Annotated in this window: 25 protein-coding genes and 2 tRNA genes; 12 read left to right on the top strand and 15 right to left on the bottom strand. The window is 60.4% G+C overall.

Annotated elements, in window-relative coordinates:
* Positions 1–16: 16 nt before the first annotated feature.
* From soxB to soxY, 3 genes are all read right to left on the bottom strand, one after another.
* Positions 17–1,714 (bottom strand): thiosulfohydrolase SoxB, encoded by a 1,698-nt coding sequence (gene soxB / locus AB8A23_RS16525; RefSeq protein WP_439058923.1) that lies wholly within the window; start codon positions 1,712–1,714, stop codon positions 17–19.
* A 102-nt stretch (positions 1,715–1,816) separates the two neighbouring features.
* The gene (gene soxZ, locus AB8A23_RS16520; protein WP_089264796.1) at positions 1,817–2,146 is read right to left on the bottom strand and encodes a thiosulfate oxidation carrier complex protein SoxZ; all 330 of its coding nucleotides are present in this window, start codon (positions 2,144–2,146) and stop codon (positions 1,817–1,819) included.
* Between the two features lie 48 nt (positions 2,147–2,194).
* Positions 2,195–2,659, bottom strand: coding sequence for a thiosulfate oxidation carrier protein SoxY (gene soxY, locus AB8A23_RS16515; RefSeq protein WP_439058924.1), 465 nt, complete (start codon positions 2,657–2,659; stop codon positions 2,195–2,197).
* 164 nt (positions 2,660–2,823) lie between these two features.
* On the opposite strand from soxY, the gene soxA reads away from it, so the two are divergent.
* From soxA to AB8A23_RS16500, 3 genes are read left to right on the top strand one after another with little or no spacing between them, the layout of a single operon-like run.
* Positions 2,824–3,648, top strand: a complete 825-nt coding sequence (gene soxA, locus AB8A23_RS16510) for a sulfur oxidation c-type cytochrome SoxA (RefSeq protein ID WP_439058925.1) — start codon at positions 2,824–2,826, stop codon at positions 3,646–3,648.
* A gap of 10 nt (positions 3,649–3,658) precedes the next feature.
* Positions 3,659–4,285, top strand: coding sequence for a sulfur oxidation c-type cytochrome SoxX (gene soxX / locus AB8A23_RS16505; RefSeq protein WP_320444730.1), 627 nt, complete (start codon positions 3,659–3,661; stop codon positions 4,283–4,285).
* Positions 4,286–4,307: 22 nt separating this feature from the next.
* Positions 4,308–4,808, top strand: coding sequence for a GlcG/HbpS family heme-binding protein (locus AB8A23_RS16500; RefSeq protein WP_439058927.1), 501 nt, complete (start codon positions 4,308–4,310; stop codon positions 4,806–4,808).
* A 13-nt stretch (positions 4,809–4,821) separates the two neighbouring features.
* Here the strand turns inward: AB8A23_RS16500 and AB8A23_RS16495 are convergent, their stop codons facing one another.
* Entirely contained in the window at positions 4,822–5,409 is a 588-nt protein-coding gene (locus AB8A23_RS16495) for a SoxW family protein (protein WP_439058928.1), read from the bottom strand.
* A gap of 21 nt (positions 5,410–5,430) precedes the next feature.
* On the bottom strand, positions 5,431–6,225 hold the full coding sequence (locus tag AB8A23_RS16490; protein WP_439058930.1) for a cytochrome c biogenesis CcdA family protein: 795 nt from the start codon (positions 6,223–6,225) through the stop codon (positions 5,431–5,433).
* Here AB8A23_RS16490 and AB8A23_RS16485 point away from each other — a divergent pair.
* The 3 genes from AB8A23_RS16485 to AB8A23_RS16475 all read left to right on the top strand — a co-directional run bounded on the left by AB8A23_RS16485 (position 6,224) and on the right by AB8A23_RS16475 (position 8,213).
* Positions 6,224–6,622, top strand: coding sequence for a thioredoxin fold domain-containing protein (locus AB8A23_RS16485; protein WP_439058932.1), 399 nt, complete (start codon positions 6,224–6,226; stop codon positions 6,620–6,622). The genes AB8A23_RS16490 and AB8A23_RS16485 overlap by 2 nt on opposite strands.
* 34 nt (positions 6,623–6,656) lie before the next feature.
* Positions 6,657–7,034 carry an ArsR/SmtB family transcription factor gene (locus AB8A23_RS16480; protein WP_068731992.1) on the top strand — a complete coding sequence of 126 codons (378 nt, stop codon included), beginning with the start codon at positions 6,657–6,659 and terminating at the stop codon, positions 7,032–7,034.
* 69 nt (positions 7,035–7,103) lie between these two features.
* Positions 7,104–8,213 carry a YeeE/YedE family protein gene (locus AB8A23_RS16475; RefSeq protein ID WP_439058934.1) on the top strand — a complete coding sequence of 370 codons (1,110 nt, stop codon included), beginning with the start codon at positions 7,104–7,106 and terminating at the stop codon, positions 8,211–8,213.
* 66 nt (positions 8,214–8,279) lie between these two features.
* On the opposite strand, the gene AB8A23_RS16470 is transcribed toward AB8A23_RS16475, so the two are convergent.
* From AB8A23_RS16470 to AB8A23_RS16460, 3 genes are all read right to left on the bottom strand, one after another.
* Positions 8,280–8,732, bottom strand: coding sequence for a DsrE family protein (locus tag AB8A23_RS16470; RefSeq protein WP_439058935.1), 453 nt, complete (start codon positions 8,730–8,732; stop codon positions 8,280–8,282).
* A 30-nt stretch (positions 8,733–8,762) separates the two neighbouring features.
* The gene (locus AB8A23_RS16465; RefSeq protein ID WP_244558353.1) at positions 8,763–9,191 is read right to left on the bottom strand and encodes a DsrE family protein; all 429 of its coding nucleotides are present in this window, start codon (positions 9,189–9,191) and stop codon (positions 8,763–8,765) included.
* Positions 9,192–9,324: 133 nt separating this feature from the next.
* A complete protein-coding gene (locus AB8A23_RS16460; protein ID WP_439058937.1) occupies positions 9,325–10,374 on the bottom strand; it encodes a YeeE/YedE family protein in 1,050 nt (349 codons plus the stop codon).
* Between the two features lie 1,099 nt (positions 10,375–11,473).
* Between AB8A23_RS16460 and AB8A23_RS16455 the strand changes: the two genes are divergently transcribed.
* Both AB8A23_RS16455 and AB8A23_RS16450 read left to right on the top strand, forming a co-directional pair.
* A complete protein-coding gene (locus AB8A23_RS16455; RefSeq protein WP_439058939.1) occupies positions 11,474–11,839 on the top strand; it encodes a hypothetical protein in 366 nt (121 codons plus the stop codon).
* Entirely contained in the window at positions 11,836–12,198 is a 363-nt protein-coding gene (locus tag AB8A23_RS16450; protein WP_439061184.1) for a hypothetical protein, read from the top strand. The genes AB8A23_RS16455 and AB8A23_RS16450 overlap by 4 nt, the downstream gene beginning before the upstream one ends.
* Positions 12,199–12,322: 124 nt before the next feature.
* On the opposite strand, the gene AB8A23_RS16445 is transcribed toward AB8A23_RS16450, so the two are convergent.
* Positions 12,323–12,408 (bottom strand) — tRNA-Tyr (locus tag AB8A23_RS16445).
* A 245-nt stretch (positions 12,409–12,653) separates the two neighbouring features.
* Here AB8A23_RS16445 and rlmB point away from each other — a divergent pair.
* Positions 12,654–13,517: a 23S rRNA (guanosine(2251)-2'-O)-methyltransferase RlmB gene (rlmB, locus tag AB8A23_RS16440; RefSeq protein ID WP_231080224.1), complete on the top strand. Its 864-nt coding sequence runs from the start codon at positions 12,654–12,656 to the stop codon at positions 13,515–13,517.
* A 123-nt stretch (positions 13,518–13,640) separates the two neighbouring features.
* On the opposite strand, the gene AB8A23_RS16435 is transcribed toward rlmB, so the two are convergent.
* Together AB8A23_RS16435 and AB8A23_RS16430 are read right to left on the bottom strand one after the other, a co-directional pair.
* Positions 13,641–14,303 carry a hypothetical protein gene (locus AB8A23_RS16435; protein WP_439058941.1) on the bottom strand — a complete coding sequence of 221 codons (663 nt, stop codon included), beginning with the start codon at positions 14,301–14,303 and terminating at the stop codon, positions 13,641–13,643.
* A 50-nt stretch (positions 14,304–14,353) separates the two neighbouring features.
* Positions 14,354–14,779 carry a hypothetical protein gene (locus AB8A23_RS16430; RefSeq protein WP_184518042.1) on the bottom strand — a complete coding sequence of 142 codons (426 nt, stop codon included), beginning with the start codon at positions 14,777–14,779 and terminating at the stop codon, positions 14,354–14,356.
* Between the two features lie 287 nt (positions 14,780–15,066).
* Between AB8A23_RS16430 and AB8A23_RS16425 the strand changes: the two genes are divergently transcribed.
* Positions 15,067–15,330 (top strand): hypothetical protein, encoded by a 264-nt coding sequence (locus tag AB8A23_RS16425; RefSeq protein ID WP_093762074.1) that lies wholly within the window; start codon positions 15,067–15,069, stop codon positions 15,328–15,330.
* Positions 15,331–15,424: 94 nt separating this feature from the next.
* Positions 15,425–15,628, top strand: coding sequence for a hypothetical protein (locus AB8A23_RS16420; RefSeq protein WP_089264883.1), 204 nt, complete (start codon positions 15,425–15,427; stop codon positions 15,626–15,628).
* A 9-nt stretch (positions 15,629–15,637) separates the two neighbouring features.
* Here the strand turns inward: AB8A23_RS16420 and AB8A23_RS16415 are convergent, their stop codons facing one another.
* On the bottom strand, positions 15,638–15,859 hold the full coding sequence (locus AB8A23_RS16415) for a hypothetical protein (protein WP_141137104.1): 222 nt from the start codon (positions 15,857–15,859) through the stop codon (positions 15,638–15,640).
* Between the two features lie 467 nt (positions 15,860–16,326).
* Here AB8A23_RS16415 and AB8A23_RS16410 point away from each other — a divergent pair, with 467 nt between their 5' ends.
* Positions 16,327–16,638 (top strand): hypothetical protein, encoded by a 312-nt coding sequence (locus tag AB8A23_RS16410; protein ID WP_439058943.1) that lies wholly within the window; start codon positions 16,327–16,329, stop codon positions 16,636–16,638.
* Positions 16,639–16,698: 60 nt separating this feature from the next.
* On the opposite strand, the gene AB8A23_RS16405 is transcribed toward AB8A23_RS16410, so the two are convergent.
* From AB8A23_RS16405 to AB8A23_RS16395, 3 genes are all read right to left on the bottom strand, one after another.
* Positions 16,699–16,773, bottom strand: a tRNA-Thr gene (locus tag AB8A23_RS16405).
* Between the two features lie 1,407 nt (positions 16,774–18,180).
* Positions 18,181–18,900: an outer membrane protein gene (locus AB8A23_RS16400; protein ID WP_439058945.1), complete on the bottom strand. Its 720-nt coding sequence runs from the start codon at positions 18,898–18,900 to the stop codon at positions 18,181–18,183.
* A gap of 310 nt (positions 18,901–19,210) precedes the next feature.
* Complete coding sequence (locus tag AB8A23_RS16395) at positions 19,211–19,642, bottom strand: hypothetical protein (protein WP_439058947.1); 432 nt, start codon at positions 19,640–19,642, stop codon at positions 19,211–19,213.
* Positions 19,643–19,752: the final 110 nt, after the last annotated feature.

The following is a 19,752-nucleotide window of genomic DNA, read 5'->3' as shown; positions in this document are numbered from 1 at the left end:
CAATACGACGCCTGAATCAGGCCCCGGTCACCTTGACCGCGGTGTTGGGTTCGATCCTGACGGTTGAGACCTTCGCTACATGCGCCGCGACCACCTCCCAGATCGGCGGTCCCTGCGTATTCTCGTTGATGCTGGCCCAGCCCGAGACCGTGTAGGTCTTGCTGGCCTCGATCGGCTTGCCGGACTTCAGATGGGTCATCCCGGAAATGCGCGACCCCATCGGTTTGGAAATATCGATCGCGTAGCCCATGCCGCCCATGCGGACCATGTCGCCACCGCCCTGGAAATAAGGATCGGGGTGGAAGATATTGTCGGCAACGTCCTCCAGCACTTCCTTGATCTGGGTGCCTGTCATCTGGTTGCGATAGCAGTTCGGATAGGTGATCGCGGTGGCGTTGGTGATCTGCTCCCAGGTGATCGCATCACCGGGGATCAGCGTGCCGCCCCAGCGGAAGCCGGGCGACAGCACGATCTCCGCATCGCGCTCGGACATCATCGCGTTGCAGATCAGATCGTCGAAAGTGCCGTTGAAATTGCCGCGGCGATACAGCAGCGAATCCGTCTTGCCGATCTCGCGCGCCAGATCCCCCGCGAAAGGTGCCCTCACCTTTTCCACCAGCGCGGTCATTGCCGGATCGGGTTTGATGACATCGGAGAAGACCGGCATCAGCTTGAAGCGGATATCCGCAACTTTCTTGTCCTTCACCTCGATATCGAGACGCGACACGAACTTGCCGTGCGAGCCTGTCGCCACCAGCACCGTATTGCCGACCTTGACCAGGCCGGGCATCGCGTCATGGGTATGCGCCGTCAGGATGACGTCGAGCCCCTTCACGCGGCCGGCCAGCTTGCGGTCGACATCGAAGCCGTTATGCGACAGCAGCACCACGATGGAGGCACCGGCAGCGCGGGCTTCATCGACCTGCTTCTGGATGTCCTCTTCGCGGATGCCGAACTCCCAGTTCGGAAACATCCAGCGCGGATTGGCGACGGCCGTCCGCGGCAGCGCCTGACCGATTACGGCGATGGTGGCGCCGCCGCGCTCGAACATCTTGCGCGCCTCGAACACCGGCTCCTGCCATTCGTTGTCGCGAATGTTCTGCGCGAGGAAAGCGAAAGGCGCGCTATCGGCGATCTGCTTGACGCGCTCGGCGCCGTAGGTGAATTCCCAGTGCCCGACCATGGCGTCGAGCTTCAGCGCCGACATGACGTCGACCATGTCCTGCGCCTTGGTCTGTAGTGACGTCCAGCTTCCCTGCCAGCTGTCGCCGCCATCCAGCAGCAGCACCTTGTCGTCGCCGCGCTCGGCGCGCACGGCGCCGATCAATGTCGCGATACGGTCCATACCGCCCATGCGGCCGTAATTCTTGGCGAGTGCTACGAAATCATCGGCCGTCAGCGCGAAGGCATCGGCCGTGCCGGCCGCGATCTTGAAGTAGTTGCGAAACTCGGCATCCGTGAGATGTGGCGGCATGCCCTTCACTTCGCCGACGCCGAGATTGACTGACGGTTCGCGGAAGTGCAGCGGCATCAGTTGCGCATGCGTGTCGGCGACATAGAGGATCGTCACCGTGCCCAGCGGATCGAACCGCAGGATGTCGGCCTGTGTGAGGCGTTGCTGTGCCGCCGCGCGACCCAGCGGGCCAAGGCCGCTGCCGATCGTGAGCGCAGACGCAGACGCCGTCGCTTGCAGGAAATCCCGCCTCGATATCATGATCCACCTATGATCCCTTCCGGTATGGAAGGGTGAATGTTCAGAAGAACGTCAGATCCAGGATCTTCAATTCAGGATCTGCAATTCAAAGTCTGCAATCCGTCAGGCCACGGTCAGCTTGTTGGTTGCGACATAGTCGGAGCCGTCGTCATCCTTCCAGGTGAAGGTGAATTCGCCGGACTCGGCAGCCTTGTAGAAAAACGACTGATAGGGATTGGCCGAAATGGCGGGATTCCAGTCGGCCTCGAACACCGTCTTGCCATTGAAGGCTGCCGTGAACTTGTTGATGATCTTGCGCGGCACGACCTTGCCGGCCGCATCCTTGCGCTGGCCGGATTCCATTTCGTGAGAGATCAGCGTCTTGATCTCGATCAGCTCGCCCGGCTTGGCCTGGGTCGGAACACGAACGCGCGGGGTTGGTTTGGTTGCCATGGGAAAGTCCTCGCCTGATAAATCTGTTCTGTGAACGAAGCTGCGCGACTAGCCGCCGCAGCCGCCGATCGTGACCTTCACATTGGCCTTCGCCATGTGCAGCTTGCCGTTGGACATTTCGGCGATGCAGACGATGTTCTGGGTTTCCGCAAGACGCATGCGCGTCGAGGCCGAGGCCTTGCCGCAAGCCGGCGTGAACCGGTAGCTGACGACGGCCGGCAACGGATTGCCTTCGGCAAACACATGCACCGACTTAACGTAGTCGGCATCGGTCATCGGGCTTTCGATATCCACATTGACCGGGACCACAAGGCCGTTTTCGGCGATCTCGGGCACGTCGAGCTTGATCTTGCCGCCTTCGAATTTCTTGTCGCCATACAGCTTCTTGATTTCGGCGGCGACGGCCTGTTCATCGGCCAGCGATAGTCTGGGAGCAAGGATTGCTGCGAGACCGGCGATCGCGGCCATGGCCAGCGTTTCGCGACGGGTCTTCTCGACCGACTTCAAAATCATGAGTGCTTCCTCCTGCGGGATTTGAGCAATCCCTTTACAATAGTATCACTTGACGATTCCAAGTCTGATCTATCTTATCTGGGACATATCATTATATTCTTTTTCTTGAATGTAAAGATCTGAAATGCACAGTGCCGCACAGACGGCGATGTGGGAGGGGACAGATGAGGAAGACCGTCATTCGGTCAGCGGCAGCGGCCATTCTGGTACTCTGCGCGGGGAGCTTCGGCAGTCATGCGCAGGACGCCAGCGAGAAAGAGATCGAACGCTATCGCGAGATGATCTCGGACCCGATGTCCAATCCCGGTTATCTCGCCGTCGATCGCGGCGAAGCGCTGTGGGGCGAAGCCCGCGGCACCAAGAACGTCTCGCTGGAAACCTGCAATCTCGGTCTCGGCGCCGGCAAGCTCGAAGGCGCCTTCGCGCAATTGCCGCGCTACTTTGCAGATGCCGACAAGGTCATGGACCTCGAGCAGCGTCTGTTGTGGTGCATGCAGAACATTCAGGGACTTGATACCAAGGATGTCGTCGCGCGGCGCTTTTCCGGCCCGGGCCGTGCGTCCGACATGGAAGATCTCGTCGCTTACATCGCCAACAAATCGAACGGCATGAAGATCGACATTCCGCTGAGCCATCCCAAGGAGCAGGAGATGGTGGCGGTCGGCGAAGCGCTGTTCTATCGCCGCGGCGGCGTCAACGATTTCTCCTGCGCCACCTGCCATGCCGACGACGGCAAGCGCATCCGGCTGCAGGGACTGCCTAACTTCTCCAAGCCCGGCAAGCCGGCGCAGGAAACCATGGGCGGCTGGCCGACCTACCGCGTCTCGCAGGGCGCGCTGCGCACCATGCAGCATCGTCTGTGGGATTGCTTCCGCCAGCAGCGCTGGCCCGTGCCGGAATATGGCTCGGACGCACTGACCGCCCTCACCTCTTTCCTGCAAAAACAAGCGGCGGCCGGCGAACTCAACGTTCCGTCGATCAAGCGATAAGGAGCCCGGGATGAAACGCGTTTTGACACTCGCCGCGCTCGTTCTCGCAGCAGGCTCGCTCACGACATCCGCATCGGCGCAGACCGCTGCCAAGGCGCCGGATCCGGCCCTCGTCGATGCCTATATGAAATCCACCTTCGGCAAGGCGCCGCCGGAATGGCAGGCCCGCATCGAGCCGGACGAAACGCTCAAGACCTGCAATGCCTTTCACAACGAGGTGCCCAGCGCGGAAGCCGACAAGATCACCGCGCGCGAACTGGCGCGGGTGGTGTATCCCGCCGACGGCAAATTTCTCGGCAACTGGAAGGAAGGCGCGAAGATCGCCAATAACGGCCGCGGCGGCCAGTTCTCGGATCCGCCTGATACGGTCGCCGGCGGCAACTGTTACGCCTGCCATCAGATGGAGCAGAAGGAAGTCAGCTACGGCACGCTCGGGCCGAGCCTGACCAATTACGGCAAGGACCGCAAATACGATCCGCAGGAAATCAAGAACGCCTTCACCAAGGTTTACGACTCGCAAGCCATGTTCGCCTGCTCCAACATGCCGCGCTTCGGCGTCAACAAGGTGCTGAGCGAGCAGCAGATCAAGGATATCGTGGCTTTCCTGTTCGATCCGGAATCGCCGGTCAACAAGTAACCGAAGCTGAGAGGGGATCGATATGACGATGCGAAACGCATGGATTGCCATCGTCCTGTCGATGCTCGCGTCATCTGCAGTAAAGGCGGAAGAAGCCGTCGTCAGTTACAAATCCCTCGGACTTGAGCTGGCGCTCGATGCTGCGCGTGCCGCGCTGAAGGAGTGCCAGAAGCGCGGTTACCAGGTGGCGGTTGCCGTGGTTGATCGCTTTGGCACGCCGCAAGTCCTGCTGCGCGATCGCTTTGCCGGACCGCACACGCCGCCGACGGCCACCGGCAAGGCGTGGACCTCGGCGACCTTCCGCAACAGCACCACCGAACTCAATGCGATCAGCCAGCCCGGCATGATGCAGGCCGGACTGCGCAACCTGCCGAATGTCGTGATCATCGGTGGCGGCATGATGATCGAAGGCGCCGGTGCAATGCTGGGCGCCATCGGCGTCTCGGGCGCCCCCGGTGGCGATGCGGATGAGGCCTGCGCCAAGGCCGGTATCGCGGCGATCCAGGACAAACTGGATTTCTAGTTCGCCCGCGCGCCTACGCCTGCTTCTTCAGCCACTCCGGGAACGTCGCCGTCTCGTAGCCCTTCTGACGCACATAGCGGAACATCGCCAGAAATTCTGTCGGTTCCAAAAGTCCGGGCATGCGCGCGACTTCCCGCGCCTGTCCGCTTTTCGATGCCAGTCCCGCGACGGTCTCCGGAAAGAACTGGATCGTCGGCGTAAAGCGAATGCCATAGGCTTCGCCAAAGGCTTTCTCGCCGCGCTTGCGGCCGTCGAAATCCGTCACCTCCCGCGCGCCGATATGATTGAGATGCAGAATCTCGAAATTGTCGCGGATATAGGTCTCGATCTTCGGATTGGTCATGTAGCTTTCGTGCATGCGCTTGCAGGCCGAACAGCCCTTGAGGCCCCACATCACAGCGAAGCGCTTGCCCTTGGCGGTCGCGCCCGCCAGATCCTCGGAGAGATCGAGGAAGCTCTCCAGATACCAGTCCATCTGATAGAGCCCGTCATCACCGAGCGTCGCCTTTGCGGATGCCGGTGCAGCGCGTAACCCGACCACGCCGAAACCGATGGCCGCGAGCGCATGCCGTCTGGTGATCACGCCAGTTACCTCAGACATTCGATCCTCCCGAGCCACACATCATCCGATCGTGCCGAAGGCCGGAAAGGTCTCCAGCATCCAACCTGAAATCCGCGGCATGGCACCAGTCAAAAACAGAACACCTGTCAGGACAAGGCCGGCGCCAATCACCTTCTCGATAGCCAGCATATGCCGACGCAGCCGCGCCATCAGCCGCATGAAAGGCCCCGAAAACAGCGAAGCCAGCATGAAGGGAATGCCGATCCCCATCGCATAGGCCGCGAGCAGAAGTGCACCCTGCGCCGGTGCGCCTTCAGCACCTGCGACCATCAGAATAGCCGCCAGCACCGGCCCGACGCATGGCGTCCAGCCGAAGGCGAATGCGAGGCCGACCAGATAGGCGCCAAGAAAACCCGCCGGTCTGCGCACCGCTTGAAAGCGCGCTTCGCGAAATAACAGCCCGATCCGGAAGACACCGAGAAAGTGAAGTCCGAGAATGACGATCAACACACCGGCGATGATGCCCAGCGTCTCGAAATGCGCCGTAATCGCCTTGCCGATCAGCGATGCCGATGCGCCGAGCGCCACGAAGATCGTCGCAAACCCCAGCACGAACGCAAAGGACAGTGCGACCACGCGTCCGTTCGGTCGCCAGCCGGCCTGGCCACCGCGATCATCGAGTTCGTCCAGGCTGACGCCTGCCAGAAAGCAGAGATAGGGCGGGACCAGCGGCAGAACGCAGGGCGACAAGAACGACAACAGCCCTGCGCCCAGCGCACCAAGGAACGAGATTGAGGACACGACGGCGGATCCGGTTCTGGCATAAATATTCGAATTCGTGTATGTGTAACACATGACGTGGAAATTGCCTCTGAAAACCTCGTTGATCGCAACATTGTTGGTGATGACCGTGGCGCTGTCGCCGCGCATCGCTGATGCGTCCGAACTCCTGATGTTCGAGCGCGATGGCTGCGTCTGGTGCGCGCGCTGGAATCGTGAGATCGCGCCGGTCTACGACAAGACCGACGAAGCCAAGCTTCTTCCGCTGCGCCGCATCGATATGGATCGCGACAAATCGCCCGGCGTCGCACTGGCTTCCCCGGTACGTTTCACGCCGACCTTTCTGATCGTCGACAACGGCCGCGAGATTGGCCGCATCACCGGTTACATGAACCACGAATCTTTCTGGAGCCTGCTCGGGAAGTATGCTGCCAGACTGACCACCTCACAGCCCAACGCCAATCGTTCCTGACCCCTTCAAACATTCGCGGGACACGCACGCTGCCATGGCTTCTATCATCCCATCCGAACTCGAAGACGAACTGCGCGACGGCGCGGAGTATTCGCCCGAACTCGACCAGTTGATGCGCAAGGCCCGCAAGGCCAGCAATTTCCTGAAAGCGATCTCGCACGAAAACCGTCTGCTACTGCTGTGCCTGCTGGCGGAACGGGAGCGGTCGGTGTCCGAACTGGAGAACATCCTGTCGCTGCGGCAGTCAGCCGTGTCTCAACAGCTCGCGCGTCTGCGCTACGACGGCATGGTCGAGACCCGACGCGACGGCAAGACGATCTATTACAGCCTGGCCAATGACGACGTGCGAAGCGTCATCTCGGTCATCTACGATATTTTCTGCGCCACACCGGCGCCGACCAAGAAAAAATAACGCCGCCGATCCGGCAGGCGGAGGCGCGCGGCCCGTAAGGCCAGCGCTCCTCACATCGGGAGGAAATCCATGCAGAACATGTCTGCCTGGTTATCGGCGCTGGCTGGCTTTGCCATCGGTGCCATCGCGGGATTTGCCGTGCGACGCGCGCGCCTTTGCACATTTGGCGCGATTGAAGATGCGTTGATGGGCGGTGACAATCGCCGCCTGAAGATCTTTGGGCTGGCGCTGGGTATCGCCGTGCTCGGTACGCAGGCGCTGATCCTGTCCGGCTTTCTCGCGCCGGAACACACCACTTACGTTCCCACCGCATTGCCCCTCATTGCGATCGTCATCGGCAGCATCTTGTTCGGCACCGGCATGGCAATGGTCGGCACTTGCGGCTTCGGCTCGCTGGTGCGGCTCGGCACCGGCGATCTCAGGAGCCTGATCGTGATCCTCGTACTGGGCGCGACGGCCTATGCCACTCTGCGCGGATTGTTCGCCGATCTTCGCATTGGCGTGCTTGAGCAGCTAGCGATCCGGATGCCGGACGGCATACGCTCCGACTTTGCATCGCTGCTGACGCAAGCGACCGGCCGCGATCTGCGCGTGCCGCTCGCCATCATTGTCGGCAGCGGCCTCTGTTGGCTGGCACTCAGCGACAAACGCCTGCGCCGCGCGCCGCGCCTGCTCACTGCCGGCGTCGCACTCGGATTACTCACGATTGCCGGCTGGATTGTCACGGTGGGATTGAACGACGATTTCGCTGGCCCGCCCCGCCCACAAAGCCTGACATTCGTATCGACGATCGGAAAAGCACTGTATGCCGGGGTTCTGAATGTCGCGAACTTCGCCGATTTCGGCGTCGGCAGCGTGTTCGGCGTCATTGCCGGTGCATGGGCCGCAGCGTGGTTGGCCGCAGAACTGCGCTGGGAAGCCTTCGACGACGATCACGAAATGCGCCGCCATCTTATCGGCGCCTGCCTGATGGGCGTCGGCGGCATTCTGGCGGGCGGCTGCACCATCGGTCAGGGCATCACCGCGGGATCGATGCTGGCGCTGTCCTGGCCGATTGCCGTCGGCGGCATGATACTTGGCGCGCGCATCGGCATTGCGATCCTGGTCGATGGCTCGCCGCGCGACCTCATCCAGCGCAACTGGATGCTACTGGCGCGGAAAGCCCCGCCGTCGAAGTAGTTATAGCGTTTTCGAGCGAAGTGGACGCCGGTTCGCGTTAAGAAAACGCGTCAAAAAAACGAATCTTCAAGGCTTGAGGTAGCTCCAGCCGGCTTCCTGCAATTCGATCAACCTAACGGCGCCCGATGGCACCACCGTCGCCTCGGATACGACACTGATCGCCTTGCCCTCACGCTTCTCCATGCCCTCTTTGGTATTACCGCAGGCAATGAATTTGACGCTGGACGGGAAGCTGGCATCGACAATCTGCTTGATGCGGTCCTTCACCGGCGAGGTGTCGTCGCGCAGCATGTACAGACCCGGCCCATAAGTGACGATCTCGATCTGAACGTCCTCGCCCTTCGCCTTGTAGAATTCCATGACATTGGTTGCGTTATTTAACGCCAGATTCATCAGAGCCGGATCGTTCTGATTGACCTGAATGGCGACGCGATGCTCCTTCGCGCCTGCTGCATAAGCGGACAACGTGATCAGCGACAACAGGACGGCTCCGGCAATCGATCTCAACAATGATCGCATCTCAAAACTCCTTTTCAGGGACATACAATTTCAGGGACGCACGATCGTAAAACCGCGCTCTGTCAAATCCAGCAGATGGCCGACGCCGACCTGCACTTCCACCGCATGTGGATTGATCGCCGGCCGCTTGCCGGTGTCCCGCTCGATCGTATCCAGCGTGTTGCCACAGACGCTGAAGCGCACGCCTTGGGTGACCAGACTATCGACCAGTGCGCGGTGTTCGTTGGTGTCGCGCAACAGATCGATGCCGGGACCGAAGGTGACGACTTCAACCGCCACCTTGTCCGGTCCATAGGCTTTCAGGAGATTGCTGGCGACGCTGAGAACGAGGCGTTCTTTCTTCGGATCGGAATCGGACAGCTGCAAGGCGATGAAATGCTCGGCGAAGGGCTTGTCCGGCGCGGCATCCTGCTTGGCGGGCCGTGTCTGCGCAGTGACCGCGCCCGTTGCAAATGACATCAGCGCAAGGACCGACAAACAGAAAAACAGTCCTCGCTTTTTCATTGCGCACAAAACCTCTGACGATCAGGGGATTGATTAGCAATCGCCCTGCGCCGGCGCAATCAAACTAACGAAGCGGACTAGAGAGGATTTATTGCGTCGCAAACACAGGACGCAGTGCCAGGCCGCGGATCGCAACTGCAGCGCCCGCAAAGATACCCGCAGCCGCAACGAAGGATGGCAGTGCGAGCGTGGACACACCTGTCAGCCCCTGCCCGATCGAGCAGCCATAAGCCATCGCACCACCGATCCCCATCAGCGCGGCACCTGCCATCGAACGTCCGGTATGGCGCGCCGACGTATAGCCCTCAAGCTCAAAGCGTCCGGTCAGCAGGGCGGTCAGCAGGCTGCCGATGAACACCCCCGCCACCAGCGCAATTCCGAAATTCAGCGTCATGCCCGTCGAGAGCATGATGAATTGCAGCGTATCGGCAGCCGGCGACACGAATGTCAGCGACGCCACCGGGATCGGATCGAACTCATCAGCACCAAGCCAACCGGTCGTCAGCCAGCCGGCGATCACCAGCAGGCCCATTACCAACCCCGCCGCGAGTTGCCCCGGCGAACGTCGAAACGCACGATGCGACAGTGCGAACACCAACAGCGCACCGCCGACGATCAGTGTTGCTGCCACGCGCGCCGTTGCGTCAGGCAGACCGAGCGTACCGAACAGCGACGGAAGAGAATTCACCCCGGGCGTCGTCTGCGTCCATTGCAGGATCGACAGACGCGTCGGCGCGAGCAGGCCCTTCAAGGTCATCTGCGCCGTGACGCCAATGATCGCGATCACGACCAGCGATCGTAGATTCCCCTTGCCGAGCAACACCAGTGCACGCGATGCACAGCCATTCGACAGCACCATGCCCAGGCCGAACAACAGCCCGCCGACGAAGATCAACGGCGCCGAGAATGACGGCTGCAAATAGAGCGACTTGGCGATCTCGACGATCCCAGCGCCGGCAATGAATTGTGTGCCGACAACCGCCACGGCAACCGCCAGCGCGTAGCTGCGGATCTTGCGTCCGTCGTCATGCGCCCACCAGTCGCGCAGGCTGCTCATGAGGCAGAACCCGCTCAGCAGACCGACCACGCCGAAAACGGCGCCAATCGCAAAACCCGCGATAACCGGGAGCGCAAACATCGAATGATCCGAACGTGATTTTGAGGTGATGACACTGGATTACTACCGGCAGTTTCAGAGGCGGTCCAGTTGACGCATGATTTAAGGAGGAAGTTCTACGGACGGTGAAAAACAGGAAACATAATTCCATCAGATCCGGAAGCACGATGCAGAATGACTATCGCTCTGGGAGCGGCAGAGATCGCCACACGCGTGTTTCGCACCCAATTTTCGAAACGGCATTTTCGATCTTGCCCGGCTCCGGGACCATTCGAGCAGCAAGCGATCTGGATCACTGGTGCAAGCTTTGCGCCCTTGCCAACCATTTCTTGGGTGGTGGCTGACGCGCAGTAAGGACGTGCGGGATTCAGCAGTCCTGGAATAGGAGAGATTACGTCAACTGCCGAATGCCAATGAAGGCTGCGACCGCTGCTACTGCCCAGAATATGCTCCCGACAATCCGCTCAGCTCGTTCCGAACGATCACGCAGACCAACGAACCTAAGTATATTTCGTCCTGTTGCCTTAACGATGACGTCGAGAACAATGTGGATTAAAATTCCTACGATTTGATCCATTCGGCCGTCGGGGTCCTGTCGCGGCGTGCGTGCAGCTAGCATAGGCATTGCCACAATATTCGCAATGCGGATGCCCTCCCCGCTCACGAATAAGGAACGCTTCTAACATGGACATGCTTCTAGGCATTTGGGTCATATTCTTCATTGTCGGACTCGTGCCCGGCAGCATCTTCGGGTACTTGCTCGTGAAACTGCCTTTAGGATTTGGATGGCAAGTGCTCCTATCCGCATGTTTGGCAGCGCTCTCGGGGTACGTAATATCGTTAGTCGTCGTTCCAGCGGAGGCCGCGACGACAGATATTCACGCTCGCAACATTGCGCTGTTTGCTCCACCAATTCTTCTGGCCACACTGGTGAGCATCTACTGGACTCGGAAAGAGCCCAAGCCGCCTCCGCGTTCCTGACCAGGAATGCGAGCGCCAATGAGAGGTATGATCACTGCGCATTCTGCAATGTTTCGGGAAAGGGAAACCAATTTTGGCGACTTGGTAGTTTGAACAGAAACACCTCCAAATCTGACCAACGGATCTTGGAGATGATTTTATGAAGCGACTGCTCGTTTTCACGATGTTGTTTCCGCCACTCGTGCTGTTCGTCTACATCGCCGCCGATCAGTTGTTGCGCGATGGTTTTCCCGACATCGGGTTCCTGGCGTGGCTGGTGGGAATTGCGTATGTGCTCGCCGTCATTCCTGCTTGGTTGACGGCAGGAGTGGACTGGGCGCTTTCCGGCCAGCCGCTTTACGTGCGGCTCATCGCGACGATGCCGGTGGCGGCTATCCTGGCCGAGCTTGTCGCACGCTACATGGGCCAGCCATATTTCGATGTGTCCGTTGCGATAGAGGGAGCAGTTCCAGCCGCGGTGTGTTCGTGGCTGTCAGATAAACCAATGAGAAGCGTGCATGCGTGAGCAAGCTTGGCACCACCACGGTCATGACCCATCTGCGCAAGTCTTCGGCCACAAGTGTTGACGCAGCCGCCCGCCAACAAGTTGTCTATTTTTATAGACAACAAGCCAATGACTGCGGTAGCGTTTACAAACCTTTCGCAGCAATCACGGGGTGTGCTTCAGTCGTGACCTACAGTATCTACGGGACGCCTCACGGGCAGCCGGAGAAGGTCTGCTACGGAACCGTACAGACCCTCGATCAGACGGCGAGCGAGCTACGGAAGCTGCGCGAAGCTGGCGTCTTGGACGTCTACGCTATTGGCTTCGATCCCGAGACCGCCAACCTGCGGAAGCCACCGTCGGACCCCAAATCGAATTAGGCTGGCGTGTTCGGAACCAGGCAAATACGCGCTGCTTGAAGCGAACAACCCCGAAAATGGAATTGCTTACAGGATTGCCTGTAACCCGCCGCCCCGCAGGGCCAATTCGTCAATGATGTGAAAATGGTGGGGGAAGAAGGACTCGAACCTTCGAAGTCATAAGACGGCTGATTTACAGTCAGCTCCCTTTGCCACTCGGGACACTCCCCCGCCTCACGCCATCGGACCCAAGCCCAACAAGACCTTGGCCCAACACGGCAGTCCCACCGAATAAGTGGCTGGACGGCCATGGATGACGTTAAAACGCGCGCCCGTAAACGGGCTCCCGGTTGGCGCGTTTATGACGGAAGCCATGGGGCAAAGTCAACCGACCCTGGCAGGAATATCCCCCCTTCCCGACCTCTTTCCGGGGGCCCCAAATTGCCATTATTCGGCATGCGTGAGACAAGCCAGCCATGAGCGATCGAGAACGAAAACAGCGATTCCAGCGTGGACCTGACAAGGGACGCGACGGCCAAAGCAGTCAAAACCGGGACAAACCGCGCGATCAGGGCCGGGATCACGGCAGGCGGCCGCCCCGGCGTGGCCGGGAATCCGGCGGTGACGGCCCGGCCATCCTCTATGGCTGGCATACCGTCACCATGGCGCTGGCCAATCCGCAGCGGAAAATTCTCAAGCTGATTCTGACCGAGAACGCCGCCCGGCGTCTTGCCGAGGAGAAGATCGATACCCGCGTGGCACCGATCCTGGTCCGTCCGGACGAGATCGATCGCCGGCTGGGGCCCGATGCCGTGCATCAGGGCCTCTTGGCCGAGGTCGAACCGCTGGAATCGCCGGATCTGGACAGCCTGCCCCAGGACGGCATCGTGCTGGTGCTCGACCAGATCACCGACCCGCATAATGTCGGCGCCATCCTGCGCTCCGCCGCGGCCTTTGCGGTCAAGGCGATCATCACCACGGCCCGGCACAGCCCGGAGGCCACCGGCGTGCTGGCGAAATCCGCGTCCGGCGCACTGGAACTGGTGCCGATGATCACGGTGCCCAATCTGGCGCGGGCGCTGAACGAATTGAACGACCTCGGCTTCATGACCGTCGGTCTCGACAGCGAAGGCACCGAGAACATCAGCGCGATCCCGCTGCAGCAACCGCTGGCGCTGGTGCTCGGTGCCGAAGGTAGCGGATTGCGACGGCTGACGCGAGAGACCTGCAGCGTCGTCGCGCGGCTCGACATGCCCGGCGAGATCAAGAGCCTCAACGTGTCGAACGCCGCCGTGCTCGCGCTCTATGTCGGCGCCAGCAAGCTCGGCCTGATGGGCTAGAGCGTTTTCGAGCGAAGTGGGTCCCGGTTCGCGTCAAGAAAACGCGTCAAAAAAAGAATCCCTCTATCCAAACGAAAACGCCCGCCCGCATTGCTGCGAGCGGGCGTTCTTCGTTCGATCAGATCAGTACGCGCGGCGATGCTGCTGCGACTGGTGATAACCACGCTGCGGAGCTACGGCGCGCGGCGCATACATCACCTTCGGCGCGCCATAGCGATGCGCCTGATGATAACCGGTGCGCGACGCGTAGCTGCGCTGCGTAGTGCCGTAACGCGTGCGCGGCTGCATGCTGTAGCCGTAGCGATAGCTCGGGCGCGCACGATACTGGCTGCGCGACGGATAGCTGTAGATCGCCGGCGCGCGATAGGCCGGACCATAGGAGTAGTTCACCGGATTGGCATAGGGGCCGCCGTAATAGCCGCGACGATAGCCGTAACCGTAACCTTGACCGTAACCCTGGCCATAGCCGCGCCAGCCGATCGCAGTCTCCTGATAGGTCGGGACCGGAGCGAACATGCCCGGGCCGCTGAAGGTCGGGCCCTGGTTGGCGTAATAATACTGACGCGTCACCGGCGTCGGATCGGGCAGCCGCTCATAGGCGGCCACACCGGCGTAACCGTAACCGGCGCTATAGCCCTGTCCGCAGGGGCTGACATAGGCCTGACCGCAAGGCGAACAGCCGTTTGAGGTGAACAGGCCGCCGCCGCAGGCCATTGCAGGCGCTGCGCCGGCAGTGGCGGTGACAACGGCGAATGCCGCAACCCATTTTGAAATCGCGTTACGCATGAATACTCTCTCCTGTCGGGTGTCTTTTTTTGGTGTTGGTGATTGATCGGTCAGCGTCGGAATTCCGGCGGTGCGACGATGACCTCAGGTGGATTGAACGGCACTTCATTTTGCCGCTCCATCGGCGCGGATTTCGCCGACCAGTGCTCGTGGAAGCTCTCGGCCGGCTGCGGCAATTTGCGATTGGCCGGCGGCTCGATTTCCAAACGCCCGTAGCCGGGCTTGTGGCCGAGGCTCGGATAGTAGTGGCCGACATTCGGCACCGGATCGACGTAACGACCGCCATAGACTGTCGGTTGAATATGAATGCCGCGCTGCAAGCCCCAATCGCCTTCGATCACGCGATAGGATGCATCGACGCCGTTGATGATGATCGGCACGCCGGGACGACCGGGCACGACGATGTTGAAACCATCGGCGGCTGCAGCCGGAAGCGTGGTCGCGATCACGAAAAGCACTGCTGAAAGGGTTCGCATGGCCATGTCCTGCATCTCGGCGATACGATATTCGAACGCCTGGCAGGATGGGTTAAGGGAGCGGTCTAAACTGCCGGTAAGCCTAACGCGCAAGCATCAGGCGAAGTTCAAATGCGCGGGATCGCAGCGTGGATTCGTTAACGCAACACGCCCGCACGGCGATGTGATCCCGGTTGAACGCCGCCGCACGCGCGCCGCGCACATCTTGCGCATCGCCGTCGCAACGTGATCTGATCCCTTCAGCCGTTGTCGCAGACATCTGCAGTCGTCATGTCCGGAGAGCCCCGATGAAGTTTCTCAGTGCAGCCATCATCCTGTCGACGCTGGTCGCGACCCCTGCTTTCGCGCGCCACTGGAAACATCATCACAGCGCCGAAACCTTCGTCTTTGCCGCACCCGGCCAGCCCTACCGGATCCAGTTCGGGCACAATTACGGTCCGGGTCTGCAGCCGGGCACCTTCGCCTATTACGACGGTCCCCTCGCCGCCCGCTGCAAGCAATCGGCCGCGGCCTATCGCGGCCAGGACGGCCGGGCGTATCCCTGCTTCTGATTGAGGTTCCACAGGCCGGTTGACGGGTGGGCAGATTGGCCACTGCGATCGAACTTACTCAACCTCTGCCGCGTTGCCGCGCCGGAGGTGGCACATGCCCTACGCGCTATTCGAAGACGACCAGAAGCTCAGCCAGGAATTCCCGACCGAGGAGGACGTCTGGCAACATGCCGACGAAGCCGGACTCGTTGATGTTGTGGACGGCAAGACGGTGCTGGAGGACGGCTACACTATTCAGCCGTGCAGCACCGAAGAGGACACGGGCAAGCCGATCGCGGTACCGCCGGCAGTGACCTAGGAACGACTCTCACAATCCTTGGTTGGAAGACTGAGCGTCCTGAGCGCAGGATGGACGTTCCGAAAGTCCTGCCACCTCTCCAGGGGTGGTGGGGCTTTTGCTGTCGTAGCCATTGGTATGCAGTAGCCGCACAAACTCATCCATGGACGCGTTCAGTCGCCTGGCGCGCTCTTCAGATTCGGGCGTTGAGGTGCTGCCGAAAAGCCGGGTGATGGATTCGCGAAAAGTCATGCGATTCCCCTTACTCATTGAGACGCGCTTTGGTCGCGCGAACGGCAAATTGGTTCAACTCGCCGCGGGGCTTATTTAACAGTTTAGCACACACGCCGCTTGACGGCGAATCACATGAAGGATTCTCTATCCCCGTTCAGGGAGGCGGAGATGGAAGACCACTTCACTCACCAGTATTTCAGCCGGCAGTGTTTCGAGCGACATCACGCACGCGAGGTTTGGGAGCGCGCCCTCTGCGCAGGCGCCCTACTCTTCGGCCTGACGGCCTCGTTCGCAGCCTGTCTGTTTATTTGACGCCCGTTCGCCGTCGGCGAACCTCCCACAGCCAGCCGCCCAAAGGCGTCAGCAGGCCGCTTGGAGACGCATTGGCGCTGACACGACAACGGAGCCGGATTTTGCACTGCCCCCGTTAGGCTTAACCCGCTGACGCGCTTGCACTAACGTCGCTCAATCTAAATGATGATGCCATGAGTTGGGTTGAAGAGCGCGATCGTTTAATCGCGGAGACATTGGCGTTTGTAAAAGAGGTCTCGGGCAACCAGCCCGAGCTGGCCGCGAAGTTGACCGTTGCGGTAGACGCCGAGATGAAAGCCGCTGAAAATCCGAAGCAGATCGTCCCGGAACCTGCGCAGCCGATGAAGCTGACTGATCTCCGGGAAGACATCCGCAATCGCGTGGCATCATTCAAGGCACGGCAGCAGGACATGCAGGACAAGCGGGAGGCCGATTATCAGGAGGTCATCGCAAAAGTCCGGGCTACCTTGGAACAACGTTCATAGGTTGAACCCACCGATGGCGAGCCGGTGCGAAAAGACCGTTTTGACAAGTTATTGAAATGGTGGTGCCGGTTGAGAGGATTGAACTCCCGACCTTCGGTTTACAAAACCGCTGCTCTACCGCTGAGCTAAACCGGCAACAAGATCAATGGGTTAATTGATTTCCCAAGATCGAAATGGGACGTCCGGACCAGTCGCCTGCCCGCGTCGCGCAGTCAGATATCAGAGTTGTCCGGCAAGGGCTACTCCCGCGCGCGCCAAACCGGCGCATGCGCTTACAGCCACGCGTAAAGCAGCAGCAGATTGACCGCACAGGCGGCCATCAGGGCGACCGTGAGTGCCACCTGCACCCCGTCGCTGCGGATATTGTCGATCATTCTCATCGCCCGATAACCATCAAGCGATTCTGGCAAGGGAGTCTCGAACCTTATTTTTCCCGGGATTCAGGACTCGTTTACTTTCGATTCCTGGTGCGGGGACAGCGGAGAACTCGACTGTCTACTGCCCCGCGCTCGTCATTCCGGGGCGTGCGTCGCCGGCGAAGCCGGCAGAGCGCGAACCCGGAATCCCGACATGTTTGGCGTGGTCGGAGAGTCTCATGCTGGGATTCCGGGTTCGCCTGCGCGAAGGCGCGCAGCCGCCCCGGAATGACAGTGTGGGGCGGCAAGACAGCGGTCAAACATTTTTTCCTATCCTCCGTTGACAATATCCCCGTAAGGTTTATATTCCCCTTCGTCCTGCCCCACCGAGAGGGGCGATCGCGATCGTCACGTTCGCGGGGCTGGATGCGGTGGACGCCGGAGATGCGGCGTTACGCGGTTCATGGGGGACGTCTGTCTTCGGGCAGGACGGATCTGCGCCAGCACTGCCACTGGCAAGGAGACGGCCGGCCTTGGGATGGAAAGATCCCTGGACAGTGTGACGGACGACCAAATCGAAACGCGTTCGGCCAAGTGCTTTGCGGCTACCCTGTCCCTCCGCCCTGGGACATTAATTTTGGTGATGGGACCGTTCGCCATGGCAGATGTGCAAGCAACCGAAAAAACACCGCAGGCGGAACGTCGGGCACTTGCTCGGCGCCTCCGAAAGTCCTGATGCCCTCTAGATTGCGGAAGACCGCATTCGCATCAGGCCCAAGGGTGCAACGGGCACCCGGCGTTCCGCACGCCCTCTCACAAGAGGGTGGGAATGCAGGAGACGACGGCGCCCCCGCGCCGCAAACAATGGGGGCGATGACGCATGTCTGGAGAGCACGTGTTGTCTAGAGCAGTGGCTGTTTGACAGTTGAATCTACGACGGCGCGATGAAGGCGCCGCACCCACAGGTGTCATCCCCGGGCTTGACCCGGGGATCCAGCTTGGCCCGCACACCGTCGCACAAGAAAGATGGATGGCCGGGTCAAGCCCGGCCATGACGTGGAGAGGATGACGATCGCATTGAAGCGATAATCAGCGACGCGCAGCGGCACATGACGAATCCCCACACAGAAAAAGGCCGGCGTGATGCCGGCCTTTCCGTCGAAGATTAAATCGGTCTCGTACTTGCTCAGTACTTGGCAACCACCGGGCCACCCCAGCCGAAGCGATAGTTCAGACCGGCCTTGATGGTGTGCTCGTCGTTGTTGAAGCTGGTCGAGCCGCCTGGAATGGCCGTCGAGGTGATCGTGGTGTTGCCGAAGTTATAGTACTGATATTCGACCTTGCCCGACCAGTTCGGCGAGAACATGTATTCGAGACCGCCACCGACCGTGTAGCCGTCCTTCTTGTTGCCATCGATCACAGCAACCGCGGGAGCCACAGCGGCGATGTTCAGGTTGTTGTTATCCTTCCAGGCGTAACCGCCCTTGGCGTAGAGCAGTGCCGGACCCCAGGTGTAACCGAGACGACCGGTGACCGAGCCGAGCTGATCGTTACCGCCGCCCGTAATGGTCGTGCCATTCGGGAAGACGAGGCTGGTATTGCTGCTCGCCAGCCAGCTGTACTGGGCTTCGACACCGACCACCCAGTTGGTGGCGAACTGATAGTCGAAGCCGCCCTGCACACCGCCCATGAACCGGCCGCTATCGCCGACGAGGCTGTTGCCGTCACCGAAGGCGCCGCCGAGATGGCCGCCGATGTAGAAACCGGTCCAGTTGTAGACCAAAGCCGGCGCCGTATAGGCCGGGGCCTTGGTATAGGTCCGCGCCGGAAGGTCGGCAGCGAAGGCTGAAGACGAGATCGCGGCCACGGCAACGATGGCCGACGCGCTGAGCAAAAGCTTCTTCATGGTTGTTCCCCTGTGTTGCGTAATGACCATCGAAAAACAACGTGGCGGCAGTTTGGTTGCTTCACGGCAGGCGTTGCCACATCGATGTTTGCCGACTGCGACAAAGCAGCAACACTTTTGGATTTATTCATTTTCAGGCGGTGCGAAATGGCTTTTGGTTCAGTGCTCACACGAACTTGATCGGGCTTTTCAGTGTCTGGATACCCACGTCGGGCCGCGGCAATGTTGTGGCAACGTTGCGGTCAGTTGAGGGCGACAACGCCGGCATCGAGCACCGACAGCAGATTGAAGGGTTCAGACCAACAACGCGCTACCGCGTCATCTTTTCCATTTCGGGGAACGGCGCGTAGGTCGCGCCGGCACAGGCCTCAGTGACATTCTCGACAATGCGATCGAGACGCTTGTCGACATAGGATACCGCCCGCTCCTGCGGCGCGGTGTATCTGCCGTCGAAATCCTTCGCCGTGTACCGCACGCAACTGACATAGCGCAGCCGTCCGCCAACGGTGCGTTGCACCGGCTCCGCCATCATGGCGTCACGAACGCCGACCGGATTGTTTAGATAGGTCTTGAAGAACGCCAGCAGATCGACGCGATAATTGGTCGGAAATGGCTGTGCGGCCACGCCCTGATCATCCGTGAAGCTGATGCCACCGGCGCCGCCTCCTCCGCATGCTGCAAGCCAAAGCGGCAGCAGTATCGCTGCTGTCCGTCTCAAAGATATCCCCAAATGCCGTCTCATCCGTCGTGCCGTCTCAGTTACGCAGGCGTGTCCCCGTCATGCCTGTCCTAGACGGTTCGCTCCGGAATTGGAATTCGCATCTCGGTGACGGACCCGCGCAAACGAACCGG

The sequence above is a fragment of the Tardiphaga sp. 619_E2_N8_4 genome (genome assembly GCF_051810905.1).
Lineage (GTDB): Bacteria > Pseudomonadota > Alphaproteobacteria > Rhizobiales > Xanthobacteraceae > Tardiphaga > Tardiphaga robiniae.
This window is presented reverse-complemented; position numbering and strand designations above follow the sequence as displayed.

Coding starts and splice junctions, on each gene's coding strand:
- AB8A23_RS16465 (WP_244558353.1), bottom strand. CDS start 9,191: ATGTCATTTGCAACGGGCGCGGTCACTGCGCAGACACGGCCCGCCAAG.
- AB8A23_RS16430 (WP_184518042.1), bottom strand. CDS start 14,779: ATGCGAACCCTTTCAGCAGTGCTTTTCGTGATCGCGACCACGCTTCCG.
- soxY (WP_439058924.1), bottom strand. CDS start 2,659: ATGATTTTGAAGTCGGTCGAGAAGACCCGTCGCGAAACGCTGGCCATG.
- AB8A23_RS16480 (WP_068731992.1), top strand. CDS start 6,657: ATGGCTTCTATCATCCCATCCGAACTCGAAGACGAACTGCGCGACGGC.
- AB8A23_RS16475 (WP_439058934.1), top strand. CDS start 7,104: ATGCAGAACATGTCTGCCTGGTTATCGGCGCTGGCTGGCTTTGCCATC.
- AB8A23_RS16470 (WP_439058935.1), bottom strand. CDS start 8,732: ATGCGATCATTGTTGAGATCGATTGCCGGAGCCGTCCTGTTGTCGCTG.
- AB8A23_RS16495 (WP_439058928.1), bottom strand. CDS start 5,409: ATGTCTGAGGTAACTGGCGTGATCACCAGACGGCATGCGCTCGCGGCC.
- AB8A23_RS16425 (WP_093762074.1), top strand. CDS start 15,067: ATGAAGTTTCTCAGTGCAGCCATCATCCTGTCGACGCTGGTCGCGACC.
- AB8A23_RS16420 (WP_089264883.1), top strand. CDS start 15,425: ATGCCCTACGCGCTATTCGAAGACGACCAGAAGCTCAGCCAGGAATTC.
- AB8A23_RS16460 (WP_439058937.1), bottom strand. CDS start 10,374: ATGTTTGCGCTCCCGGTTATCGCGGGTTTTGCGATTGGCGCCGTTTTC.
- AB8A23_RS16400 (WP_439058945.1), bottom strand. CDS start 18,900: ATGAAGAAGCTTTTGCTCAGCGCGTCGGCCATCGTTGCCGTGGCCGCG.
- AB8A23_RS16485 (WP_439058932.1), top strand. CDS start 6,224: ATGACGTGGAAATTGCCTCTGAAAACCTCGTTGATCGCAACATTGTTG.
- rlmB (WP_231080224.1), top strand. CDS start 12,654: ATGAGCGATCGAGAACGAAAACAGCGATTCCAGCGTGGACCTGACAAG.
- soxX (WP_320444730.1), top strand. CDS start 3,659: ATGAAACGCGTTTTGACACTCGCCGCGCTCGTTCTCGCAGCAGGCTCG.
- AB8A23_RS16455 (WP_439058939.1), top strand. CDS start 11,474: ATGAAGCGACTGCTCGTTTTCACGATGTTGTTTCCGCCACTCGTGCTG.
- soxB (WP_439058923.1), bottom strand. CDS start 1,714: ATGATATCGAGGCGGGATTTCCTGCAAGCGACGGCGTCTGCGTCTGCG.
- soxZ (WP_089264796.1), bottom strand. CDS start 2,146: ATGGCAACCAAACCAACCCCGCGCGTTCGTGTTCCGACCCAGGCCAAG.
- soxA (WP_439058925.1), top strand. CDS start 2,824: ATGAGGAAGACCGTCATTCGGTCAGCGGCAGCGGCCATTCTGGTACTC.
- AB8A23_RS16500 (WP_439058927.1), top strand. CDS start 4,308: ATGACGATGCGAAACGCATGGATTGCCATCGTCCTGTCGATGCTCGCG.
- AB8A23_RS16435 (WP_439058941.1), bottom strand. CDS start 14,303: ATGCGTAACGCGATTTCAAAATGGGTTGCGGCATTCGCCGTTGTCACC.
- AB8A23_RS16490 (WP_439058930.1), bottom strand. CDS start 6,225: ATGTGTTACACATACACGAATTCGAATATTTATGCCAGAACCGGATCC.
- AB8A23_RS16410 (WP_439058943.1), top strand. CDS start 16,327: ATGAGTTGGGTTGAAGAGCGCGATCGTTTAATCGCGGAGACATTGGCG.
- AB8A23_RS16415 (WP_141137104.1), bottom strand. CDS start 15,859: ATGACTTTTCGCGAATCCATCACCCGGCTTTTCGGCAGCACCTCAACG.
- AB8A23_RS16395 (WP_439058947.1), bottom strand. CDS start 19,642: ATGAGACGGCATTTGGGGATATCTTTGAGACGGACAGCAGCGATACTG.